Source organism: Phytohabitans sp. LZ39 (assembly GCF_059359075.1).
The window spans coordinates 19,893-44,388 of sequence record NZ_JCADBM010000042.1 but is presented as its reverse complement, the minus strand read 5'-3'; the positions used below and the strand labels follow the sequence as shown (position 1 = coordinate 44,388).

At 74.4% G+C, this 24,496-nt stretch carries 14 protein-coding genes; 5 read left to right on the top strand and 9 right to left on the bottom strand.

The genetic code is table 11. The annotated features are described in order from the left end of the window. Positions 1 to 826: 826 nt before the first annotated feature. From AC5L36_RS44120 to AC5L36_RS44105, 4 genes are all read right to left on the bottom strand, one after another. Positions 827 to 3,115 (bottom strand): rhamnogalacturonan lyase, encoded by a 2,289-nt coding sequence (locus AC5L36_RS44120; RefSeq protein ID WP_441224901.1) that lies wholly within the window; start codon positions 3,113 to 3,115, stop codon positions 827 to 829. 117 nt (positions 3,116 to 3,232) lie between these two features. Next, positions 3,233 to 8,257, bottom strand: coding sequence for an NACHT domain-containing protein (locus AC5L36_RS44115; RefSeq protein WP_441224900.1), 5,025 nt, complete (start codon positions 8,255 to 8,257; stop codon positions 3,233 to 3,235). 25 nt (positions 8,258 to 8,282) lie between these two features. After that, on the bottom strand, positions 8,283 to 9,437 hold the full coding sequence (locus tag AC5L36_RS44110; RefSeq protein ID WP_441224904.1) for an MFS transporter: 1,155 nt from the start codon (positions 9,435 to 9,437) through the stop codon (positions 8,283 to 8,285). A 15-nt stretch (positions 9,438 to 9,452) separates the two neighbouring features. Next, positions 9,453 to 10,832, bottom strand: coding sequence for an AAA family ATPase (locus AC5L36_RS44105; protein WP_441224898.1), 1,380 nt, complete (start codon positions 10,830 to 10,832; stop codon positions 9,453 to 9,455). Between the two features lie 307 nt (positions 10,833 to 11,139). Here AC5L36_RS44105 and AC5L36_RS44100 point away from each other — a divergent pair, with 307 nt between their 5' ends. Further along, positions 11,140 to 12,162 (top strand): Pecanex-like protein 1, encoded by a 1,023-nt coding sequence (locus AC5L36_RS44100; RefSeq protein WP_441224896.1) that lies wholly within the window; start codon positions 11,140 to 11,142, stop codon positions 12,160 to 12,162. A 390-nt stretch (positions 12,163 to 12,552) separates the two neighbouring features. Here the strand turns inward: AC5L36_RS44100 and AC5L36_RS44095 are convergent, their stop codons facing one another. After that, positions 12,553 to 15,432: a M36 family metallopeptidase gene (locus AC5L36_RS44095; RefSeq protein ID WP_441224895.1), complete on the bottom strand. Its 2,880-nt coding sequence runs from the start codon at positions 15,430 to 15,432 to the stop codon at positions 12,553 to 12,555. A gap of 391 nt (positions 15,433 to 15,823) precedes the next feature. Here AC5L36_RS44095 and AC5L36_RS44090 point away from each other — a divergent pair, with 391 nt between their 5' ends. Continuing rightward, complete coding sequence (locus AC5L36_RS44090; protein WP_441224893.1) at positions 15,824 to 16,642, top strand: universal stress protein; 819 nt, start codon at positions 15,824 to 15,826, stop codon at positions 16,640 to 16,642. 168 nt (positions 16,643 to 16,810) lie between these two features. On the opposite strand, the gene AC5L36_RS44085 is transcribed toward AC5L36_RS44090, so the two are convergent. Next, a complete protein-coding gene (locus AC5L36_RS44085) occupies positions 16,811 to 17,887 on the bottom strand; it encodes an ATP-dependent DNA ligase (RefSeq protein ID WP_441224892.1) in 1,077 nt (358 codons plus the stop codon). Positions 17,888 to 17,935: 48 nt separating this feature from the next. Between AC5L36_RS44085 and AC5L36_RS44080 the strand changes: the two genes are divergently transcribed. Together AC5L36_RS44080 and AC5L36_RS44075 are read left to right on the top strand one after the other, a co-directional pair. Continuing rightward, on the top strand, positions 17,936 to 18,580 hold the full coding sequence (locus AC5L36_RS44080; RefSeq protein ID WP_441224890.1) for an ion channel: 645 nt from the start codon (positions 17,936 to 17,938) through the stop codon (positions 18,578 to 18,580). 8 nt (positions 18,581 to 18,588) lie between these two features. After that, on the top strand, positions 18,589 to 19,278 hold the full coding sequence (locus AC5L36_RS44075; protein ID WP_441224889.1) for a response regulator: 690 nt from the start codon (positions 18,589 to 18,591) through the stop codon (positions 19,276 to 19,278). Positions 19,279 to 19,298: 20 nt separating this feature from the next. Here AC5L36_RS44075 and AC5L36_RS44070 read toward each other — a convergent pair whose 3' ends face one another. From AC5L36_RS44070 to AC5L36_RS44060, 3 genes are all read right to left on the bottom strand, one after another. Beyond that, on the bottom strand, positions 19,299 to 20,357 hold the full coding sequence (locus AC5L36_RS44070; RefSeq protein ID WP_441224888.1) for a hypothetical protein: 1,059 nt from the start codon (positions 20,355 to 20,357) through the stop codon (positions 19,299 to 19,301). Positions 20,358 to 20,501: 144 nt separating this feature from the next. Further along, entirely contained in the window at positions 20,502 to 21,293 is a 792-nt protein-coding gene (locus AC5L36_RS44065; protein ID WP_441224887.1) for a maleylpyruvate isomerase family mycothiol-dependent enzyme, read from the bottom strand. A gap of 56 nt (positions 21,294 to 21,349) precedes the next feature. Continuing rightward, a complete protein-coding gene (locus AC5L36_RS44060) occupies positions 21,350 to 23,200 on the bottom strand; it encodes a translocation/assembly module TamB domain-containing protein (protein ID WP_441224885.1) in 1,851 nt (616 codons plus the stop codon). 77 nt (positions 23,201 to 23,277) lie between these two features. Here AC5L36_RS44060 and AC5L36_RS44055 point away from each other — a divergent pair, with 77 nt between their 5' ends. Then, on the top strand, positions 23,278 to 24,465 hold the full coding sequence (locus AC5L36_RS44055) for an RNA polymerase sigma factor (RefSeq protein WP_441224902.1): 1,188 nt from the start codon (positions 23,278 to 23,280) through the stop codon (positions 24,463 to 24,465). Positions 24,466 to 24,496: the final 31 nt, after the last annotated feature.

The window sequence follows — 24,496 nt, the reverse complement described above, 5'->3', positions numbered from 1 at the left end:
AAGACCCGAAGTCAGTCCGTCGTAGGGTCAGACCCCCGACGGGAGGTGCTCACAAACATCATCTCTGTCCGTCGTGGTCCAGACCGCTGCTCCCGCGGCCTCACCCGTCCACCGCTGGTCACGCTCACCCCGGATGGCGCCGCGCACGGCCCGTTTGTCCACAATGCCCCACCGAAGCGACGGGCGCCAGGGCCGGACAGACACGCCGTCACCACGAGTAACCGCCACAGCGGCGTGAAACAGGGTCCGATGCCAGATCTTGGAGAGTTAGGGCGCCATTTCAACCCTAAGTCTCCTAGATCTCAAAGCCCGACCCCGGACGCTGGTAACGCTACGTCAGGATGTCGGAGGGGTAGAGGCATACGGCTGTCCGCGAACGGACCCGAGGGGCTTGCACCGCGGACCCGGCAGTGGACGGCCGGCGGTTTCGGCTCGCTCCGCGAGCCGCCAGCCGGCAGCGGTGCCCGCGGGAGCACACGGTCTACAACTGACAGTGAGCGCGGGCAAATCCAGAAAGGGCAGACACCCTGACTCCGAAAGGTCTAGAGACCTTTCGGGGTAGGGATCAGGGCGCTGTCCACAGACGTCCCCCAGTCGGCGGCGATGGCGTCGAGCGGCCTTCGTCGCCGCCAGTAGCCACCAAGACGGCATCCACGGCGCGAGCTTCGAGATCTAGAACGGTTAGGTCGGCAGATCAGCCCTAACCGTTCTAGATCCGGAAGCCCCCTCCAGGCCGGTAACGCCGCGTCACATGCGGTGCGGCGACAGCCGGGCCGGGCCGCGGCACCGGTCCGACAAGGTGCGGCCCAGGGGGCTCGCTCCCGGGTCAGGTGCGCGGCAGCGGGACCTTGGACCAGTCGGTGTCGGAGGCCAGGTAGAAGCTGGTGTACGACGGCTGGTTGTAGGTGGTCTGCTGCCTCGCGACCTCGGCGCGGTACTGCGGGTCGTGCATCAGCGTGTAGAGCTTGTGGCCGGTGACCTCCGTGCTCAGGAAGACCCGGATCGCGGTGCTGTCGAGCGTGCGCACCAGCAGCTCCTCGCGCCAGTCACCCAGCACGTCGGCGACCAGGCCCGGGTTGCCCTTGGTGCCGTTGTTGGTGGTGGTGCCGGTGGCGGTGAGCAGCCGGCCGCGTTTCCAGTCGTCGACGGTCGTGTCGGCGGGCGCCTGGCCGTTGACGATCTGGGTGGTCAGGTCGGCCGCCCAGCGGATGCTCATGTTGGTGCCGGGCGTGGTGGGCGCGAGCAGGTCGCCGTCCGCGGAGAAGAGGCCGATGCCGAGGTCGGCCGCGTTCGGCGGCATGGCCGGCCAGGCCTCCAGGCCGGGCACGGCCGGCTCGACGTCGCCGACCATCGCGCGTCCGGTGTCGCGGCCGGTGTAGTCGCCGAACAGGACCTCGCCGGTGGCCGCGTCGCGCATGGCGTGGCCGTACGGTGCGAACGTGCCGCCCTCGTGGCAGGTGTAGATCTCCAGGCCGGGGCGGGCCGGGTCGATGTCGGTCACGTGCATCGCGTCGCCGTGGCCGAGGCGCACGTTCTGGCCGGCGACCGCGCTCGCCGGTGGGCCCACCGCGAACGAGCTGTACAGCAGGGTGCCGTCGTGGTCGATGGTGGCCGCGCCGTACACGATCTCCTGCTTGCCGTCACCGTCCACATCGGACGCGCTGAGCGAGTGGTACCCCTGCGTGGTGAGCGTCTTGAACTCGGGGTCGGTGCCGTCGCGGCCGTGCGGGCTGTCGTTGAACGGGTTGGTCATCGGCGTCCAGCCGCTGTCGACGTACCACCGCTCGCGCAGGCGCCGGCCGTCCCAGTCGTAGGCGACCAATGTGGACCGGGTGTAGTAGCCGCGGGCGAAGACCGCCGAGGGGCGCTTGCCGTCGAGGTAGGCCACGCCGGCGAGGAAGCGGTCGACGCGGTTGCCGGGCTCGATGCGGGACATCGCGTAGTCGCCCCACATGAGCCCGTCGTCGTGGCGGCCCGGCTTGTAGTCGACCGTCTGGAGCTCGCGGCCGGTGGCGCCGTCGAAGACGGTCAGGTACTCCGGACCGTCCACGATGAAGCCTTCGAAGTTGCGCAGGACGTTGCGGGCGCTGCGGGCCGGTGCGTACACGTCGATGAAGTGGTCGACCAGCGCCTCGGCGTCCACACGCGACAGCGGGTAGGCGTACGCCGGCGGGATGCCGAGCGCGGCCTCCAGTGTGGACGGCCACCGGCCGGCGACCACCTCGGGGTGCCTGTCCCAGCCCTGGAAGACGCCGACGAGGCGCTCGCGGTAGTCCGCGGCGCTCAGCCGGTAGTCGTCGGCGTGCGAGTACCCGGCGCGGATGTCCCGCCTGGGCATCGTGACGTAACGGGTCTCGCCCGCCGTGCCGTCCCGCTTGTACCGGGTCACCCGGGTGCCCGGCGCGGTCTTGAACATCATCTCCGAGCGGCCGTCGCCGTCGAAGTCGTACACGAGGAACTGGGTGTAGTGCGCGCCGGCGCGGACGTTGACGCCGAGGTCCACGCGGTACAGGAGCGTGCCGTCCGCCTCGTAGGTGTCGATGTAGACCGGGCCGGTGTAGCCGACCTGGGACACGTCCTTGGAGTTGGAGGGGTCCCACTTGACCACGTACTCGTACTGGCCGTCGCCGTCCACGTCGCCGACGCTGAGGTCGTTGGCGGAGTAGGTGTACGCCTCGCCGCGCGGGGTCACGCCGTCGGCGGGCTTGCGCAGCGGGATGTCGCGGGAGGCGCCGGACCAGGGGGTCACCGCCGCGCTCCGGGCCACCTCGCGGCCGCGGACCAGCGTGCCGATCCGGTACCGCGACGTGGCGGTGCCGGCCGCGTCGAGGTAGTTGGTGCTGTCGGTGACGGTGGCGATCGGCCGGCCGTCCCGGTACACCCGGAAGTCGGCGCCGGTCAGGCCGGTGGCGGAGTGGCCGGTGGCCTCGTGGCCGAGCAGCCGCCAGCTGAGGAAGATCCCGCCGTCGGTGGTGGCCGCGACGAGGCCGCGGTCGAGGCGTTCGAGGCGGGGGCCGGTGCGGCCGTGACCGCCGGCCGAGGCCGGGACGGCGCCGAGGGTCATGAGGGCGATCGTGCAGGCGCTCGCGAGCAGCGCGCGGGTCCGGGTATGCATCAGCGCCTCCGTTGGTGGGCGGCTGGGTATCGACGGGCACAGTGATGAAACGTTTAAACAAAGTAGAAGGCTATGGATTCAGGAAAGCGCTTGTCAAGGCTCTGGCCTGCGCGATCGTTAGGCCGTTTTGTCCAGCTCGACCGCTGCCGCCGGATCTGTCTCGCGAAGCACGGCGCGGGCCAGCAGGCGCTCGTAGCCGTCGCCGTGGCGGGTGACCTCGCGGGCGCTCTCCCGCCACAGCTCGGGATCGCCGTCGATCGTCATCAGGACGCCGACGAGCTCCTGGCGCAGGCAGTCGAGCGGCGGGTCGTCGTAGTCGTACCACCCGGTGGTCGTGAGGTGCCGCACCAGCGGGTCGCCGGGGCCCACCTCGTCGGCGAAGTACCGGATGGCGGCGACCAGGTCGACGTCGCGGTCGGCCTCGTCGCCGTACTGGTTGAGCGCGGCCAGCGCCCACAGCCACAGGCGACCGCCCGGCTCCTCGGGGTGCACCAACTCGGCCGCGCCGGGGACGCCGGCGGCGAGGAGCGCGGTGGCCGCCGCGAGCCGGGGCAGGCCGGAGGCGTCCGGGTCGGGGGCGATCCGCATGGCCGCCGCGAGCCGGTCGCGGCGGCTGAGAAAGGTGACGGCCGCGGCGCGCACGTCGTCCGGTGCGGACCGGTCCACCGCCAGCCGGGCGAGCGTCTCGAGCGCGCCCTCGTCCGCTGTGGAGTCGTCTTCGGCCAGCGCGGTCGCGGCCGCCGCACGGACCAGCGCGGTCGTGTCCGGCGCGGACATCGCCTCGACGCCTACGGCCGGCTCTCCCGCGGCGACGAGCATCGCCACCGCGAGCGCGCGGGCCTCGTCCGGCGCCGCCGGGTCGCCGAGCATGGCGCGTAGCACCGCCAGGCCTTCCGGATCGCCCTCGTTGGCTACGTGCCGCGCGGCGAAGGCGCGGACGACCGGGTGCGTGCCGGCGCCGGTGGGGACCGGCACGCCGGTGGCGTACAGCTGGATGCCGAGCACCGCGTGCAGGCGGACCCACCAGGTCGGGCCGTTCGCCGCGAGGTCGGCGAGCACCTCGGCGCCGTGCCGGGCCAGGCCGTCCGTGCCGTGCTCGGCGAGCGCGGCGGCCGCGGCGCAGCGGGTGTCCACCGGTGCCGCGGGGGCGGTTGCCAGGCGGGTCAGGACCTCGGCGGCGTTGTCGAAGTGGCGGCGCAGCGCACCGACGGCGAGCTCGCGGCCGTCGCCGGTCGTCGCGCGGTCGGTGACGATCGACTCCAGCGCCGCCAGGCCCGCCGCCCGGCGCGGACCCTCGTCCTCGCCGGCCAGCCACCGCGCGACCGGGATGCGCACCGCCGGCGCCAGCGCGCCGTCGCCGGCGAGGCGGACGAGCGCGTCGTAGTGGTCGGCCGAGTAGAGGGCGTACGCGGCGGACAGCCGGTTGTCCTCGGGGACCGCGGGGTCGCGCGACAGCTCCAGCGCGGTGTCCACCGCCTTGGCCGCGCGCACCAGCAGGTCCGCCATGAACTGGCTGTCGTCCGCCCGCATCGTGGACTCGCGCAGCAGGGCGGCGAGATGCCCGGCGGCCGCCGCCTCGTGCGCGGCGGTGACCGGGCGCATCGTGGTCAGGAACGCCTGCGCGACCCCCAGTCGCAGCACCGGGTCGCCGGCGAGGTGGATCGCGGCGTCGTGCGCCTCGCGGTCGCCGTGCTCGACGAGCTGCTGGGCCGCCTCCAGCCGCATCTCCACGTCGAGGTCCGGGTCCGCGGCGAGGCTGGCGAGGACCCCGGCGGCCAGGCGGGCGGCGGCACCCTCGCGGCTCCGCATGACGCCGGCCGCGGCGACGACCCGGGCCCGCGGGTCGGCCGACCGGTCCTGTGCCCGCCGCTCCAGGTCGGCGCGCTCCGCCGCGCCGCCGTGCTGGTACAGGTCGCGGGCGGCGAAGTGGCGCACCACCGGGTCGGCGGCGGGGTCGTCGAGGAGCTCGGCGAAGGCGCGCAGCGCGCCCGCGAGGTCGGCGGGCCCGCCGTCGTCGGCGAGGGCCTCGGCGGCGCGGTAGCGGGTGCCGCTGGCCAGGCCGCCGTCGGCCGCCCACCGCCGGAGCGTGCGCCGCTCGGGCGGGCCGCCGGACTGCACGAGCGTCTTCGCCACGAGCCCGCGCTCGACCCAGTCGTCGCCGGCGTCGCGCACCAGCCGCTCCATCAGCGTCCGGGCGGCGGCCCGCTCGCCGCCGGTGCCGAAGCGGAACAGCCCGTCGAGCACCTGGCCGCGCAGGCGCCCGGTCGTCCCGGCGTCCGCGCCCAGCTGGGCGAGCCAGGCCCGGTCGGCCGCGGTGCCGTACTCGGCGAGATCGACCGCGGCGTGCCCCGGCACGATGTCCCACGGGTCCGCCTCGGGCGGCCGGCCCGCCTCCACCAGAGCGGTCAGCGACCGCCGCCCGGTGGCGCGCTCCACGGGGTCGCCGTGCAGCGCGAGGCCGCGGGCGGCGGCGAGCCGCACGTCCGGCGGGTCCGCCGCGCCGACGGCTTCGGCCACCGCGGCGAGGCCGGGCGGTCCCCCGTACGTGGCGAGCGCGCGCAGGGCTTCTTCGCGCTCGTACGCCCTCACGTTGGCGTCCCTCGCGATCGCCCGCAGCACGTCGAAGCCGACACCCCGATCGGCGGCCGCGCCGTCGCGTAGTAGCGCAACCGCGACCATGCCACGCGGACCCGTGCCCACCGAAGGGTCGCGAGCGAACGCCGCGGCCTGGTCGGCGCCGGGCCCGTGCGCGACGAGGTCGACCAGGATCGGTCCGCGATCGGACTCCTCCGCGCGGTTCAGCAGGCCGCGGACGGTGTCCACGATGGACTCGCGCTCGTCCGGACCGGCGAAGCGCAGCATGCCGCCGACGGCGGCGCGGCGGATGCCGGGCGCCACCGCGCGGTCGGCGGCGACGGCGGCGAGGCGCCGCCGGGCGTCCGGCCCGCCGTACTCGGCGAAGGGTGCGACGGCGAGGATGTCGTCGGTGAGCAGGCCGTCGAGCACGTGCACGGCGCCGGTCCGCTGTGCCGCGTCGCCGTGCCGGGCCAGCGCGGCCGCGACCAGCACGCGCCAGTAGCTGGACCCCTCCTCGGTGGCCCGCGCGAGCAGGCCCGCGCGGTCGGCGTGCGTGCCGTGCTCGGCTAGGGCGACCGCGGCGTCGTGGGCGGCCCAATCCTCCTGGTCGCCGCCGGCCAGGGCGCGCAGCGTGTCGAGCCCGCGGGCGGCCACCGGCCCGGTGCCGAGCCCGGCGGTGACCTCGGCGAGGGTGGCCCGCTCGGCGGCCGTCAGGTCGGTGTCGTCGAGCGCCGGCAGCAGCGCCTCGACCGCCTCCGGCCGGCCCGCGGCGGCGAGCAGGCGGGCGGCGGTGCCCCGGAAACCGGCCGGCTCGTCCGCGCTGCCGGCGACCGCGGCGAGGCGGTCGGCCGCGAACGGGTGGGCGGCCACGGCCGCGACCGTCTCCTCGTGCCGGAAGCTGCCGTACCGCCGGCCGGCCTCGCGGCACCGGGCGACGATGTCGGCGGCGGCACGGCGCTGGAACGCCGGGTCGAGCGGCACCCCGTCGGCGAGGATCTCGGCGAGCGTGCGCAGGTCGACATGGTCGCCGTCGAGCAGCGCCTCCACCGTGGCCGCGGCGGCCGGCTCGCGGCGGACCGCCGCCGCCACCGCGAAGAGGCCGAAGCCGCGGGTGGCGCCGTCGTCCACCGCCGCGAGGCTCTCCGGCATGCCGAGGGCGCGGTGCCGGGCCGCCAGGTACTCGGTGAAGCTCGGGTGGGTGAACTCCGCGTCAGCGCCGGCCGGACCGACCAGCCCGGTCTCGGCCAGCAGCGCGGGCACCAGATGCGCCCACGCGGGGTCTGCGGCGACGAGCCGGCGGGCCCGGTCGCCGTCCCCCAGCACGTCGGTGACCCACGTGGTGGCGATGCCGGCCAGCGGGGCCGGGTCGCCGGCCAACCGCCGGTCGGCGAGGTGGCGGAGCAGGTCTTCGGTGTGCAGGAACAGCTCCCACAGCAACGCCTGGCCGCTCGGGTCGCCGCGCCACACCCGTGCGCGCGGGTCGTCCGGGTCACTCTCGGCCACGTCGCGGGGGCTGCGGCGGCGCCGGAGCGAGAGGTCGACGTACGCCTCGTACAGGCTGGCCCGGCCGGCGGGCAGCGGCTGGTCGAGCGAGCGCCCGAAGACGACCGCCGCGATCGTGGCGAGCAGCGGCGTGCGGACCAGCCCGCCCAGCCGGTCGGCGGCGACCCGGGCGAGGAAGCGGCCGGCCAGGTCGCCACCGTTCGGGTGTACCGCGGCGAACCAGCGGCGCGCGAACACGGCCAGGCCGTCCACATCGAACGGTCGCAAGTGGAACTCGGTCGCACCGGCCGCGCGCAGCGGGGCCAGCTCGCCCTCGCGCGGCGGCCGGGTCGTGACGACGATCCGGTGCGGCGCGCCGGGGTCGGCCAGCCACATCGCGAGCCGCCGCACCACGTCGCGGCGCTCTCCCGCGTCGACGACCTCGTCCAGCCCGTCGACGACCACGAGCCAGTGACCGCCGCCGGGCGGCGCCGCGGCGAGCAGGGCGGACAGGTCGTCCTCGGCGAGGCGGGCGGTGCGGGCCAGCCCGGCGGCGACCGCCCGGTGCAGGTCCGCCGAGGGGCCGAGCAGCCGCGCCGGCACGACGAGCGGGAGACCGGCCGGGCCGGGCGTGCCCTCCCCGGCGGCCAGCCACCGCTCGGCGGCCTCGGCCACCACCCGCGAGACCACTGTGGACTTGCCCGAACCGGCGCCGCCGACCAGCACCGCCCCGCCCGGCGCGGAGACCACCTCGGCCAGGTCGACCTCGGTGACCCGCGGCTCGGCGGGTGGTTTGCCCTGGTCGGGTGGGCCGGCGACGGCCGCCGCCCGCTCGATCCGGCCGGCGCGGAGCGTCACGTACACCGCGGCGAGCTCGGGCGCGGCACCGCCCAGGGCGGCGAGGTAGGGCAGCGCCCCGGCGTACGCCCGCTGGGCCCGCAGCAGCGCCGGCAGCACCGGCGGCCGGGCGGCTGGCCGCGGCGGCGGTGCCGGACGGCCGGACCGCCACTGGAGCACGGCCACGACGACGCCCGCCACGGCGACGACCAGCCCGCCGAGCGCGATCCACTCCTCCAGGGCCATGTCACGGGAGCGTACGACCGCTGGGCTACCCGTGGAGGGCCCGCCGGAGTCGGATGCCCGCCACAAGCGTCACCAGTGTGCCGCCCGCTCCGGCGAGCACGAACGTGACCGGCGCCGACGTCGCATCCAGCAGCACGCCGCCGGCCACATAGGACAGCGCGGCGGCGGCGCCGACGGCGCCGTACAGGGTGCCGAAGACGCGGCCCATGAGCCCGACCGGCACGAGCCGCTGCACGAGGGTGTTGCTGGCGACGTCCATCGCGGCGATGCCCAGCCCGCGCACCGTCTGGAGCGCGAACGCGGCCGCCACCGCCCAGGCCAGCCCGGTGAGCAGGTTGCCGACGCTGCTCACCGCGAACCCGGCCACCAGCAGCCCGGCCATCGCGAACCGGCCGGCGTACCGGGTCAGCAGCGCGTACCCGGCGAGCAGGCCGATCCCGACGCCGGCGAGCAGGACGCCGACCGCCGCGTCACCGGCCCGGAACGTGTCCTTGGCGAGCACGACCAGCGCCACGTCGTCGATGCCGGTGAACGCCACCACGCCGCAGAAGCCGAGCGCGACGACCCGTACCGCGGGGGTGGCCCACATGTAGCGCAGCCCCTCCCGGGCACCGGCGAGCAGCGCGGGCGCCGCCGTGGCGGGCGGGATCGGGCGGAGCGTGGCGAGCAGCACGGCCGAAATGGCGAACGTGGCGGCGTCGACGAGCAGCGCCCCGCGTACCCCGGCGAAGGGAAGGAGCGCGGCGGCGAGCAAGGGGCCGACGGCCTCGGCCCCGTTGGTGCCGAGGCCCAATGTGGAGTTCGCGCCGGGCAGGTCGCGGTCGGCGACGAGGGCCGGCACGGCGGCCCGGGAGGCCGGTAGGAAGATCTGGCCGGCCAGCGCGCGGAGGCCGACCAGGACGAGCAACAGCGGCAGGTTGTCGAGCGAGAGGGCGATCAGCACGAGCAGCGCGCCCTGTGCCAGCTCGCACCCGATCATGACGCGGCGCAGGTCGAAGCGGTCGCTGATCGCCCCGGTCAGCGGCCCGAACAGCGACGGCGCGAAGTCGCCGACCAGCAGCAGCACCGAGACGGCGAGCGCCTGGCCGGTCGAGTCGGCGACGTGCACCATGAGCGCGACGAGGCTGAGCGCGTCGCCCGCGCTGGACAGGAAGCGGGCCGCGAGCAGCGTGCGAAACAGTGCGGTCCTCCCCCGTCACGGCTGGCGCGACACGAGGCGCCGGCTCTCCTCCAGCTCGACCAGCGCCGCGCGCACGTGGTCGAACGAGGCCGCGGCGCCTCCGTCGATCGCCGCCAGCAGCGTCGCACGCCGGGCCAGCTCGGCGAAGAACGACGCGGTCATCCCGGCGGTCGCCGTGACGATCTCCGCCACCTGCGGCTCGGTCAGCGACAGCCCGCGCCCGTACAGGCGCAGCAGCGCCGCGCGTCCGGCCTCGTCGGGCAGCGGCAGCTCGACGGCCAGGTCGACCCGGCCGGGCCGCTGGGCCAGGGCCGCCTCCAGCAGGTCGGCCCGGTTGGTGGTGAGCAGGAACGCCACGTCGGCGTCGCCGGAGAGCCCGTCCATCTCGTTGAGCACCTGGAACAGCAGCGGGTTGTCCATGCCGTGCCGCATGTTACGCGACTCGGCGACGAGGTCGACGTCCTCCATCACCACCAGGGCCGGCTGGAGCAGGCGGGCCAGCCCGCACGCGTGCTGGATGAACTGCTGCGCCATCCCCGGCAGCAGTACCACCGTGAAGTCCGGCAGCCGCGACATCAGATATCGGACGGTGTGGGTCTTGCCTGTGCCCGGTGGGCCGAAGAGCAGCACGCCCCGCTTGAGCGGGTGGCCGGCGGCGCGCAACAGCTCGCGGTGGCGGGCCATCCCGACGATCTGGCGGTCGACGGAGTCGAGCGTGCCCGGCGGCAGCACCACGTCGTGCGCGTCGAGCGCCGGCCGCGCGTGGAAGCGCAGCGGCCCGACACCGCCGTGGCCGAAAGCGACCTCGTCCGTCTCGAAGGAGACGACCTGGCCGCGGAAGACGTTGTGCGTGACCATCAGCCGCCGCACCTCGGCGAGCATGCCCTGCGCGGCCGCGGGGTCGGCGGACAGCACCTCCAGCTGCACGGCGGGCCGGCCGTGCCGCGCGGAGCTGCCGCGCAGCAGGGCGACGAGCCGCGCCGGCCCGTCGGAGACCAGGAAGATGCCGAAGTTGACGACCCGGCGCTCCACGCCGACCCCGGCCGGCGCGGTCGCGTAGTCGACCCCGCCGGGCGAGAACATGTGGTGCCGCGCGGACAGCTCGACCACCTCGGCGAGGCTGTGCATGTCGCGCATGCCCTGGCCGGCGACCCCGATCAGCTCGGCGGAGCGGCCCTCGCCGGCGAGGTATGCCTCGAGCGCCACCTGCACGTTGGCGTGGTCGAAGGTCTGGTAGGACTCCGCGACCACCGGCAGCCCCGTCGGCTCCACGCCCAGGTGACCGGTGATCATCGCGATCAGCTCGGAGGGCCGGTCACCGGCCCGCTCCAGCACCAGCTGGAGAAACCGCTGGAACAGCCGGCCGAACTCGGCCAGATCCGCATCGTTTGGCATCGACCAACCTCCCCCGTTGAACCCACGATCCACGGCGTGCGTGCCTTTGGGCAAGGCCGCCCGGAGCAAGCTTTTCCGGCGGTTAGCCGCACCTTAAGGTTTGCTTCCGGTTGATCCGGCGCCGGTGGGGTGCGATCCGCCGCAAAGTGGCGCAATCCACCGCCATGCTTCCTCAAAACCGGCTTAAACAAAGGGTTTCGCGCGTTTGACGTGCCTCGACGCGCCGGGAGTACGCTCCGCCCGCTGGGCTGACGTTGTCACCGCCGCTGCTCGGTACCCCCGCTCTCCGCACCCTGGAGTCCCGCTCATGGCACACCACGTCCGGATCCGTTTGGCACTCGCGACGCTCACCGTGTTCGCCACCGCGCTGGCCGGCTGCGCGGGCCAGCCCGGCGAGCAGGAGGTCCTGAACGAACCGCAGGCCGCCGGCGATCTCGGAGCGCCCAACGAGTACTCGGAGTCGACCCCGGCACCCGATCCGACCACGCCCGCGGCGCGCGACAAGCCGCCGGCGACGAGCCCGGCCACCCGGCGTCCGGCCCGGCAGCCGGCCCCGCGCACCGAGGAGACCGGCGAGTCCGACCAGACCGACGCGCCCCGGGCACCGCGGCCGCCGGCCGCGAACACCCGGACGACCCGCCCGCCGGTCACCACCGGCCCACCCCAGCCCGGACGCGGAGACGGCACCCACCCGACCACCCGGCCACCGGTCACCACTGGCCCGCCGCAGCCCCCGACCACCGCGCCCCCGCCCCCGCCGCCGACCACGTCCGCGCCACCCGGCCTGGACTTCGGGCCGGACGAGTGCGCGGAGGGAAACGACCTGCCGCGGCACGACGGCTTCCAGAACGGCGGCCGGTGCGTGGACACCGAGATGGGCGAGCTCGCCGACGCCGCGAACAACCCGTCGCTGCTCATCACCGACGCACCCGAGCGGGTCGGCGTCAACCAGCCCTTCACGATCCGGGTCAGCACCCGCAACCTCGTCCGCGACCGCTTCCTGCCGGCCGGGCGCGGCGGGTACTACGTGGACATGTCGATCCTCAACGAGCGAGGCCTGGTGCGCGGCCACTTCCACACCGCCTGCCGCGTGCTCACCAGCACCCGGGTGGCACCCGAGCCCGCGCCCGCGCCGGCGTTCTTCGTCGCGACCGAGGACAGCCGCGGCGGCACCGAGCCGGACATCATCGAGATCCGGGTACCTGGCCTGCCGCAGGAGGGCACCTTCCAGTGCTCCGCCTGGGCCGGCGACGCCTCCCACCGCGTCCCGATGATGCAGCGCGCCAACCAGATCCCCGCCCTCGACTCGGTACGCGTCGAGGTCCGCTGACCCCCGGCCGCCACAAGCGGCCGGCGCGATCGGGATGCCACGTCGGGCCTCTCCTTGATCGGCGCGTTCGAACAAGGAGATTTGAGCTGCCGCGACGCCCGTCGTGGTCCAGACCGCTGCTCCCGCGGCCTCGCCCGTCCGCCGCTGGTCACGGTCACCCCTTTGCCCGGCGGATATGCGGCCCGCGGTGCAGGGGTGTTTGTCCACAATGCCTGTTGCCGAACAGGCGGCGAGAGACCGAAACAGGCCTTCGTCTCCCTGAGTAACCGCCGCCGCCGTGCGTGAGTGGCTTGCGTCTGGACCACGACGGGCGTCGCGGTAGCTCACCGAGCCCTCGCGTCGGTGGCGCGGGGCGTGAGCGCGAGCCCACGCCCCGGACCGATGGCGCGGCTACCGCGTGAAGGCTTGGAACTCGGACACGCGTACCTGGGTGGCGAACGGGCTGGCCGTCGCGCAGTCGGTCGCCGCCGTCGGGTCGGCGTCCTGTTCGCCGGCGTAGGACGGGTTGCCGGTGCACTGGCTGGCCACCACCTCGAGGCGCAGGTGGGTGGCGGGGGTCGGGGCGAAGCGGAACTGCCGCAGGTTGAGCGTCGGCGCGGTCGGCCGGAAGCTGAACGACGGGAACGCGTTGGTCTCGCTGCGGTACACCCGCCGCCAGCCGGCGTCCGTGGCGCAGTCGGCCGTCGTGGCGTCGCAGGCCCACACCGCGAACGAGCGGAGCGCGGAGAACCTGTTCTGCACGTTGGGGTCGACGTCGCCGGTGATCGGCGGGCGCAGCAGCGCGCTCACGTTGACCACGCTGACCTTCTGCGGCAGGTCACCGGTCAGGTCGACGGTGAGGGTGCGGCCGGCCACGCCGTCGAGCGAGGCCCAGTTGGTGCCCTCGGTCTCGTCGATCAGCTTGTCCACGTTGACGCCCGGTCCGCTCACCGTGGCGCCGCCGGCCGCGGAGGCCAGGTTGCGCGGCAGGTTGACCTTGAGCTCCTGGGCGCGGCCGGGCAGGAAGAGCGTCGTGAACTTGCGGTGGCCGTACCCGGGGCCGGCGGCGACGAGGTTGAACTGCTTGCCGCCGAGGATCTCGAACGTGTCGGGCAGGGCGGTCTCCGGGTCGGTGTCGGCGACCGGGGTCACCCGCGCCTCGTAGTCGCCCACGTACAGCCGGATCGGCGCACCGTCGGAGTCGCCGAGCGGGCGGAGCGTGACGGTGGCGTTGTCCGCGTACGGGGAGGCGAAGCTCGGCACCGGGTCGGCGTCGCTCGGGCCGCTGGTGGCGTCCCGGCCCATGCCGGCCTGCGCGAACGCGTTCCACATCAGCTCCTGGTTGGCCCCGCCGAAGCGGACCAGGTCGGCGGCGAGCATGTTGTCGCGCATGTCCAGCATGCTGAACTGGCTGCCGGCCTGGAGCAGGAACGAGTCGAACAGCAGCTGCGCCCACCGCCGGTTGCCCGGGCAGGAGCTGACCTCGACGAGGCCGTCGGCGCAGCGGGCCTGGAGCGACGGCGTGCCGTTGCCGTACTTGGCGAGCAGCGCCGCGCGCAGGCGCACCTGGGTGGCGCTCCAGATCTCGCCGTCCGCGTGCACCTGCTGGCCGACCAGGTCGTACCCGACGTCGGAGTAGTTGAGCGGGCTGCGGGTGGAGTCGTAGTTGCGGATGCCGGTGGTGGTGTTGCCGGTGACGTACGCGCCGGTGATGAAGGGGCTGTCGCCGGGCGCGCGCAGGCCGTACTCGTACAGGTACTCGGCGGCGATCAGGTCGCTCCACGACTCGCCCATCGCGCCACCCTGCGCCGAGCCGATGCCGGTGTCCGGGCCGGCGATCATGCGGTTGGTGATCGCGTGGGTGTACTCGTGGCCGATCACCGTCATGTCGTAGTCGCCGTCGACGCACGGCGGGTACGCGCCGCCGGCCTGCGGCTGCCAGAGGAACATGTTGGTCACCGGCGGGAGGCCGTCGCGGCCGGTGTTCTGGTTGGCGTTGTTGCGGCTGCCGCCGAGCGCGTTCGACTGGGCGCGGCCGGTTTCCGGGTCGGCGCCGAGGCCCTCGCCGGAGACGTTCACCAGCTGCATGTTCCAGGCCGACTCGGTGAAGCCGAGGTGGAACGCGAAGTCGTGCATCCGGTTGTGCATCGCGAAGAGGTTGGCGATGGCCGCGTCGGCGTCGTTGCGCTGCGCGGAGGTGAAGACCGTCGGGTTGCAGCGGGCCTGCCGCCACTGGTCGGTGAACGGGTAGATGTACTCCCGGTTCGGGCTCGGCGTCGCCGGTACGGCCGGGGTGCCGGCGCCGAGGCTGAGCGTGTTGTCGGCGGCGTTGCCGCGCGAGGTGAAGGTCGGCAGGCCGGTGGCGACGTCGACGTCCCAGGCCTGGCCGGTGTTCGGGTCGCGGACCTCCCGCACGCACCGGCTCGACGGCTGGAGGCACCACAGCACGCGCGGGTCGCGGCCGGCGACGACGCTGGCCGGCGGCGTGGTCTGGAATACGGCCCAGCGCGGGTTGTCCGAGTCGAAGTCGACAAGGTCCTCGCGGACCAGCACCCCGCCGGTGCGACCGTCCACATAGGTGGTGACGGCGAGCGGGTCGGCGACACCGGCCGCGGCGGTGAGCGTCACCGCGTACGCGTCGCGCGGCCCGTCGGCGGGGGTGGGCACCGCGACCCGCTTGACCGCGCTCGTGCCGACGCCCGCGCCCAGGCCGGCGTCCGCGCGGGCGACGGCGACCGCCTCCGCCTCGCTGAGCGTGGCCGGCTCGGGCGCGCTGGTGTCGCGGGAGAGCGACGACGTCACGCGCACCGCCTTGCCGCCGCTGACCAGCACGGTCACCAGGCCGTCGTGGCCGGCGGGCAGGTCGCCGAAGCGCTGCCGCAGGGTAACCACGGTGCCGCTGCCGATCGGGCGGACCAGCAGCGGCTCCAGCGCCGCGACGGCCGCGTCGTCCAGGCCGAAGAGGTCGCTGTTGCCGGCCAGGTACGCGCGGGCGGCCGCCTCCGCGTCGGCGGGCAGGCCGGTCGCGAGCGGCTTCGCGCCGTTGCCGAGCGCGCTCGGTGTACCCAGGGCGTTGAACCTGACCGCGCCCACCGATCTGGCGCGGGCGCGCTGCGCGGCGTTCGGTGCCACCGCGCCGCCGCGGTTGTCGAGGTCGCGGGAGACGTGCTTCTCCCCGGGCAGGCTGAGGTCGGCGGGTGCCGCGGGAGCCGCGGTCGCCGCGGTCGAAAAGGTCGGTGTGCCAGCGATGACGACGACGGCGGCGATCCATGCCGCGGCCACTTTGCGCACGACGGCCCCCCTTGGTCGATGCAAGTCTTTGCATGTGTGGATACTCGCCCACCTGCGACCGAGCAAGGGCAGGCCGTCGCATATACTCCTTTCGATGGCTCGTTCACGCAGGTCAGGACGGCGCCACCCGGAGTGGTATAGATCAAGCGGTATGGATGGCGCCGGCTTTAACGGTGTTCGTCCCGGTGCGACCGCAACGTCCCACGTCCTGATCGGGTTCGAGTCTTCGGATGATGTGTGGGAAAACTCCCGATCCGCGCTCAAGCCTGTCGCCGGGACGTCACATGCGGTTAGGTGAGCAGGCAGAGGGGTATGAACCTGCTTTCCCTACGGGATTTTCTTCGGTAACCGAACTCTTGGGCGATCGAGCCTCAATGCGGAGGTGGCGGCCATGGCGAGCACAGATGCGCCTGTTGCGGTTGGTGTCAAAGATCTTGTGACGGACGCGGCCGCCGTGCGCATGGCCGCCTCGGAGGCGGCGGCCACCGGCCGCCCGTTACACGTCGTACACGCGTTCATGTGGCCGCTGGAGCTGCCCCCGGGCGGCAGCGGCGAGGAACGCGAGCAGGCGGAGCGGATCGTGGCCGACGCGGCCGCGCAGGCCCGCGACTGGCACCGCGAGCTGGTCGTGTCGTCCGAGGTGGTCGACGGCGAGACGATCGAGGTGCTGCTGCGCGCCGCGGCCCGCGCCTCGATGCTCGTCCTCGGCAGCGACGACCCGGGCGGCCCGGCCGACCCGAGCGAGTCGGTGTCGTTCCAGGTGGCGGCGCGGGCCGTCGGGCCGGTGCTCTGCGCCCGCGGCTCCGACACGGCCTCCGGCCCGGTGGTGGTCGGCGTCGACGGCTCACCGGACGCGTCCGTCGGCCTGGCGACCGCCGTCGAGGAGGCGCGGCGCCGCGACGCCGGGCTGGTGGTGCTGCACGCCGAGGGCACCGCGTGCGCGGAGACCCTCACCGCGAGTGACCTGAAGGTCGAGCACCGCCGCGTCGAAGGCCCGGCCGGCCAGGCATTGATCGAAGCCTCCGGCGGCGCCCAGCTCGTCGTGGTCGGCGCGCAGGGCGACCGCCCGACACCGCTCGGCCCGGTCACCCAGGCGGTGCTGCGGCACGCGGACTGCCCGGTGCTGGTGGCCCGCAAGCGGCACGTGCCCGCCCAGGCCCGCATCTCAGGCCGCCGCCCGTCAGCCCGCCTAGGCCCGGCCCTGACGTAGCTCGCCCAGAGAGCTTCGCGCCCGCCCAGGCCGCATCGCGGGCCGCCGCCGTCGGCCCGCGTAGGCGCCCCTGCCCACGCATAGCTCGCGCGGGGACACCGCGGTAGCTCAAGTCTGATTTTGAACCAAGGCTTCGCGGCCGCGGCGGCCCTAACTCCGAACGGTCGCTTATGCCCGTCCCTCGCGCAGGACGTCTTCGAGGTCGAAGTTGACCGGCTCTTCGAGCTGCTCGTAGGTGCACGACCGCGGTTCGCGGTCGGGGCGCCAGCGGACGAACTGGGCGGTGTGGCGGAAGCGGACGCCCTCCATGTGCTCGTACCGCACCTCGACCACACGCTCGGGCCGCAGCGGCACGAACGACAGGTCCTTGCCCGCGGCCCACCGGCTGCCCTCGGAGTTGCGCGGGGTGCGGTGGCCCTCCATCTGCCGCGCCCAGTCCCACGGGTGGTTGTCGAACGTCGTCACCAGCGGCTGGAGCTCCTCGAACAGCTCCGCCCGCCGGGCCAGCGGAAACGCGCCGATCACGCCCACGCTGGCCAGGACGCCGTCGTCGTTGTAGAGGCCGAGCAGCAGCGAGCCGATGCGGTCCGGGCCGCTCTTGTGCAGGCGGTAGCCGGCCACCACGCAGTCGGCCGTGCGCTCGTGCTTGACCTTGAACATGACGCGCTTGTCCGGCTCGTACAGCCCGTCGAGCGGCTTGGCCACCACCCCGTCGAGCCCCGCGCCCTCGAACTGGTGGAACCAGCGCTCCGCCACCTCGCGGTCGGTCGTGACCGGCGTGGTGTGGATGGGCGACTTGGCCGGCGCGAGCGCCTCCTCCAGCGCGGCCCGCCGCTCGGCGAAGGGGCGCCCCGTCCAGTCGGTGTCGCCGAGCGCGAGCAGGTCGAACGCGACGAAGCGGACCGGCACGGTCTCGGAGAGCATCTTGACCCGGCTGGCGGCGGGGTGGATGCGCTGCTGGAGCATCTCGAAGTCGAGGCGGTCGCCGGACTCGCCGACCAGGATGATCTCGCCGTCGATGACCGCGCGCTCCGGGAAGTTGGCCAGCACGGCCTCGACGAGCTCCGGGAAGTAACGCGTCATCGGCTTTTCGTTGCGGCTGCCGACCTCGACCTCGGCGCCGTCACGGAAGATGATCGAACGGAAGCCGTCCCATTTCGGCTCGAAGCTCATCGCGCCCTCGGGCAGGCCCTTGACCGCCTTGGCCAGCATCGGCGGGACCGGCGGCATGATCGGGAGTCGCATGACCCCATTCTGGCCTGTCCGCGGGCCCGGGTCCGTACCCTTTTGCTCGTGGATCGTCCCGCGACGCCCCGCTTCGGCGCACTGCTGGCCGCGATCGTCCTGCTCTACATCCTGGTCATCGCGGTGGGGCGGAGCTCCGCGGCGGTACCCCTGCGGGTCCTCGTCCTCGGCGCGGCGCTGATGCTGGCGGTGCGCCTGGCCGGCCCGCGGCGCTGGGCCCGGGCGGCGCTGGCCGGCGCGGTCGGCGCGGTCGCGGTCAGCGCGGTCGCGGTCGCCGCCGGCGGCACCCGGCTGGCCACCGGCCTCAGCAGCGCCGCCACCTTCCTGCTCGTGTGCGCGACGATCGCCGCCACGGCCCGCACCGTCGCCGGCCGCCGGCGCGTCGACATCCAGGCGGTGGCCGGGGCGCTCGCCACGTACCTGCTGCTCGCGCTGCTCTTCTCCAGCCTCCACCAGATGGTCGCCGCGATCCTCGGCGGCCCCTACCTGACCGGTGTGGACCGGGTCGACGACGCCTCGGCGTTCCTCTACTTCAGCGTGGTCACGCTCACCACGGTCGGCTTCGGCGACATCGTGCCCGCCTCGAACGCCGCCCGCGCCGTCGTCGTCGCCGAGGCGCTGACCGGCCAGCTGTACCTCGTGTCGGTCGTCGCGGCCGTGGTGGCCCGCTGGACGCCCCGCACCCCGGCATGATGGGGTGCGTGCCCATCCGGATCCTGGTCGTCGACGACGAGCCGCAGATCGTGCGCGCGCTGCGGATCAACCTGCGCGCCCGGGAGTACGAGGTGGACACCGCCGCCGACGGGGCGAGCGCGCTGCACGCCGCCGCCAGCCGCCACCCCGACCTCGTCGTGCTCGACCTCGGCCTGCCCGACATGGAGGGCGTCGAGGTGATCCGCGGCCTGCGCGGCTGGACCGAGGCGCCGATCATCGTGCTCTCCGGCCGCGCCGGCAGCACCGACAAGGTGGCCGCGCTCGACGCCGGCGCCGACGACTACGTCACCAAGCCGTTCGGCGTCGACGAGCTGCTGGCCCGCATCCGGGCGGTCACCCGCCGGGTCGGCGCGGGCGGCGGCGGGTCACCCACCGTCCACATCGGACAGCACACGGTCAACCTGGCCGACCGGGTGGTCAACGCCGCGGACGGCAGCCCGGTCCGCCTCACGCCGACCGAGTGGCACCTGATCGAGATCCTCGCCGCCAACCCCGGCAAGCTGGTCAGCCAGCGACTTCTGCTGGAACGCGTCTGGGGTCCCACCTACACGCGGGAGACCAACTACCTGCGCCAGTACATGGCGCAGCTGCGTCGCAAGCTGGAGGACGACCCCGCGCACCCGCGGCACCTGCTCACCGAGCCCGGCATGGGCTACCGCCTGCTGCCCGGCGCCTGAGCCGCGGGCGACAGCCGGGGTTATCGCGGGCGGGGGCTGGGGCTGGGACGGCGCCCGCGCAGCGACTCCCCGAGCGTGGAGAGGCTGATCATCTGGGTGGGCGCCGAGAGCGCGGCCCGTAACCGGTCGTTTCCGGCCGGCGGCGCGGGTGGCACCACGCCCGGCGGCGGCTCCTCGACGTGCGGCTGCGCCTCGCGGGCCAGCAGCTCCCGCCAGCGCGCCGACACCTCCTGCCCCGCGGCCAGCTCCTCGCCCCGCCGCAGCAGCTCCCGGTCGTCGGCCGCGCGGCGGCGGCGCCTGTTGCGCTCGGCCGCGTCGCGGGCCACCTGCCGCGCCTGCGCCGCGCCCCGGGACAGGGTGGGCGGCACCGCCACCCGGCTGCGCCGCAGCCACTCCTCGCGGGCGGCCTCCTGCGCCGCGACCACCTTGCGCCTGTTGTCGGCGATCTGCCTGTTGACCGGCGGCAGCGGCCCGTCGTCACCGTCGAGCCAGCCGCGCAGCCGGCGCTTCACGTACGCCTCGGTCGTCCTCGGGTCGGCCGCCGCCGTGGGGATCTCGCCCGGCTGCGTCTCGCCGGTCGGCAGGTGGTCGAGGGCGTAGAGCACGTCGCGCGGCGTCCAGCCCGCCTCGAACCACAGCTGGAGCAACACCCGCAGCCGGTCGCTGCCCGCGCGGCGCAGCGTCGGCGAGACGTAGCAGAGCCACTCGCAGGCCATGAGCTGCTCGGTGTACCCATCCGGGACGTCGTGCATCGGCCACTGCGCGGGCGGGCGGCCGAGCGGGTGGCAGGCCCGGCACTTGCGCACGCCGTCGGTGTCGCGCACCATCCGGTCGCGCTTGTCACACCGCCCGCACCAGGCGCGCCGGCGGTACGGGTCGTCGTCGCGCCCGGCGAGCGGGTTGCACCGCTGGCACCTCCGCCCATCGGCGGTGAGCCGGGTGCGGCGATGGCACTCACCACACCACCGCCGCGCTTCCTCCACCGAGACGGCGGCGGACGGGTGGCAGGCGGCGCAGGGCTGCCCCTCCGGGTCGATGCGCGAGTGCGGGTCACACGCGCCACACCACGGAGAACTCACCCCTAGGTTTCTACACCGCCGCGGGCGCTCCGGTCGGGCGTTGCCCGATATGTTCCCGTTCACGCGTGTCGGCCGCGCCCCGGGAACGGCGATCAGCTGGTAACGGCTTCACGCCTGTCGGCCGCGCCGCGGGAAGGCGATCGGCTAGTAGCCGCGGAACAGCCGGCGCAGCAGGTCGAGGTCGGCTGCGCCGGAGGTGGTGACGCTGGCCGGGGTGTGCTCGGGTGCGAGCCGGCCGGCGACCAGGCGCAGCCACGACTCCGCGGGCAGGGTGATCTCGCCGTCGGGTGAGTCCGGTGCGGTGAGGTCCACGCTGATCGGCGCCACCAGGTGGAGCGCGAAGACGGACGTGGGCTCCGTCGTCGTCACCCGCAGGACGGCTTTGTGGCCGTCGAGCACCTCCGGCCGGCTGGCCCAGGCGAGCGTTTCGGGGGCCGCGTGCAGCAGCACCGCGGTGGCCTCCGGCGCCACCGCGGCGTGCTCGTCGAAGCCGACCCGCACGTCCCACGAGTGCAGGGCCACCTCGTTGAGGCGCATCCGCGCCGCCGTGGCGACGTCGGCCGGGGCGGGCAGAAAGCCGAAGTCGATCCGGAGGTCTTCGCGGGTCCGGGCGTCCAGCGACTCGAAGCGGGCGGTCAGGGCGTCGTTCGAGCGCAGGAACCCGTCCGCGCGTTCGCGGCGGGTCATCGCGTTCCAGCGGTCCCAGACCGACTGGTTGAAGTCGCCGCCGGGGCTTGGCCGGCCGGCCAGGGCGGCCTCGAGGACGGCCAGGGCGATCTCCGCGCCGCTGCCGAGGTGGCTGAGCACTCCGGAGACGTCCCACTCGGCGGCGCCCGACGGACCGGCCAGGTCGTCGTCGCTCAGCCCGGACGTGAACGCGGCGAGGCTGTCGTGGCCGGTACGGAGTGCGGCGATGACGGTGTCGGCGTTGCTCAAGCTCTCCTCCAAAGGGTTGACGCGCGGGCTTGCGCGCGAGGGTCGACGAGCGGGGTCTACGCCCGGCGCAGCGAGCGGGTCAGGCCCGCGGCGATGGTGGTGGCCAGCAACCAGCCGGCGGCGATCAGCAGGTACGCGAGCCACTGCTGGCCTCCCGACGGCTGGAAGGCGCGCTCCTGGCCCAGGTCGACGATGGGCAGCAGCAGGTCGAGCGTGTAGATCACCGGCTGGAAGGAGGGTGCGGGATCCTCCACCGGCTCGGGGCGGAAGCTCGCGTGCAGGACCGTGCCCACCACGAGCAGCGCGAGCAGCCACCCGGCCGCGCGCAGGGGGCGGTAGCCGTAGCCGACGGTGACGTCCTGGAGGGTGCCCCACGCGCGGGCGTACCAGGCGCCGACCGCGCTCTGCCGGCGTTGCTTGGCCAGCAGCACGGTGCGGGCCCGCGGGCCGTCGCCGAGGGCCTGGTAGACGGCGGCCAGCTGCTCGTACGGCTGGGGGCGGAAGCCGCTCGGTCCGCGGGCCAGCCAGGGCAGGCGGGAGTCGTCGCCGGACGGTTCGAGCACGTCGTAGCGCAGGCCGTCGAGGTCCATCGTGGACGACCAGGTCCGCGGGTCGTCGCGGAGGATGCCGACCGTCGCGTACCGCAGGTCGACCGTGCCCTCCGGCGCGGTGGCCCAGCGCAGGGCCAGCTCGGGCGTCTCGAGCCGCCAGCAGGAGACGGCGATCTCGCCCGGCGCGCGGACGGTCGCGTCGTCGAAGCAGACGCGGCTGCCGACCTTGGCGCCGGCGAGGCGTACCCGGCCCTCGGCCACGAAGCCGTGGCAGAGGTTGAACAGCGCGCCGACCGTCACACCGTGCGCGGTGAGCGCGGCGCCGCCGGGGTTGCGCAGGTGGGCGCCTTCCATGTGGACCGGCCCGGTGACGGTGGCGTCGAGCAGGCTCGTCTCGCCGTCGATCGTGAGGCCGCCGCGGCCGTCGAGCATGCCCTCGATCGTGGCGAAGTCGGCGTGCAGCGCGATCCCGCCGGGGTGGCGCAGCGACGCGCCGTCGAGCCGCAGCGTGCGGACGACGCGGGCGCTCAGCACCCGCACCTGGCCCTCGGCGGTGAACCCGTCGTGCAGGTAGAGGCCGCCCTCGAGGGTCGCGCGGCTGGCCCGCAGGGCGACACCGCCGGGGTTGCGCAGCACCGTGCGGCTGAACGAGAGCGCGGCCGCCACCCGCGCGTGGCGCAGCGTCACCTCGCCCTGGATCTCGGCCCACCGGCAGTAGAAGGCGGCCTCGACGGCGAGGTTGTCGGCGTCCATGGCGTGCGCGGCGGGCGCGGCGGTGATGCGCACGCGGTCGAGGTCGGCGGTGCCGCCCAGCCGGGCGTTGGTGAGCGCCAGGCCGCCGTCGAGCTTGGTGCCGGTCAGCACGAGGTCACCGCCGATGGTGGCGCGGCGGGCGTACAGCGCCCACTCCGAGGCGCTGCCGCCCAGCACCGCGTCGGCGACGAGCAGGCCGCCGGTGATCTGCGCGCCGGGCAGCCGCACCCCGTCGCTCACCGTGCAGCGGCTCATCTGGAGGTGCCCGTCGACGCGCACGTTGGAGCCGAGGAACCCGGGCATCCGCGACCCGGCGAAGCTGGTGTGCGACATGCGCGCCCAGTACAGGTCGGGCACGTCGTCGAAGTCGCAGTCTTCGAGCAGCAGCGGGTGGGTGACCTCGGCGAACGCCAGCCGCAGCCGGCCGGTGACCCGACCGCCGCGCAGGTGTACGGCGGCGGCCCGGCCGGGCGCCTCCTCGCGCAGCAGGTCGGCGACGACCGAGGCGCGCACCGAGGCGCCGGCGGCATCGACCAGCGTGCCCGTGGCGAACCCGTCCCACAGGGCCTTCTCGACGTCGGTGAGATCCGGGGGCGGCGGCACGCCCTACATTGTGCGGTGTGGGTCGAGAGGCAGCCGAGCGGGCCGTCGCGGAGGCGCACCGGCGGGAGTGGGCGTTCGTGCTCGCGGCGACGGTGCGGGTCACCCGCGACCTCGACGTCGCCGAGGAGTGCGTGCAGGACGCCTACGTGACCGCCCTCGACACGTGGAGCCGGGACGGAGTCCCACGCAACCCCGGTGCCTGGCTCACCACCGCCGCCCGAAACCGGGCACTGGATGTGCTCCGGCGGGACAAACTCTTTCGTACCAAGATGCCGCTTTTGATCGAAAGGGAGGGCACGGAAGGCACGGAGGCCGAGCCGGCCGGCGGCGAGATCCCCGACGACCGCCTGCGCCTGGTCTTCACCTGCTGCCACCCGGCGCTGGCCCGCGAGGCGCAGGTGGCCCTCACGCTGCGCCTGGTGTGCGGGGTGGCCACGCCGGACATCGCCGGCGCGTTCCTGGTGTCGGAGCCCACGATGGCCGCGCGGATCACCCGCGCGAAGAAGAAGATCGCCGCGGCGGCCATCCCTTACCGGGTACCGGCGGCGGCCGAGCTGCCGGCGCGGCTGGACGCGGTGCTGACGGTGATCCACCTGCTCTACACCACCGCGCACACCGCGCCGACCGGCGCGAGCCTCACCCGCGCCGACCTGGCCACCCGCGCGCTCGACCTGGGCCGCATGCTGCTCGCGCTGATGCCGGACGAGCGCGAGGTGAAGGGGCTGCTGGCGCTGCTGCTGGTCACCGACGCGCGGCGGGCTACCCGGGTCGACGCGGAGGGGCGGCTGCTGCGGCTGGAAGACCAGGACCGCTCGCGGTGGGACCGCGACGCGATCGAGGAGGGCCACCACCTCGTCGTGGCGGCGCTGCGCGGGGGCGGCGGCCGCTTCGGGCTCCAGGCCGCGATCGCGGCGCTGCACGCGACCGCGCCGAGCTACGCGGAGACCGACTGGCCGCAGGTGCTCACCCTCTACGACGCGCTGCTCGCCGCCTGGCCGTCACCCGTCGTCGCGCTCAACCGGGCGATCGCGGTCTCGATGGTACGGGGACCGGAGGCCGCCCTCGCCGACCTCGCCGCGCTGGAAGGCGACGAGCGGCTGGCCGGCTACCGCTACCTGCCGGCCACCAAGGCCGACCTGCTGCGCCGCCTGGGTCGCGCCGGCGAGGCGGCGGTCGCCTACGAGGCGGCCCTCGAGCTGGCCGACAACGAGGCCGAACGCGAATTTCTCAAAACTCGTCTCGCCGAGCTGTCGAATTCGCGGTGACCCGCCCGTCGGGATGTCAGGAGCACCCCGA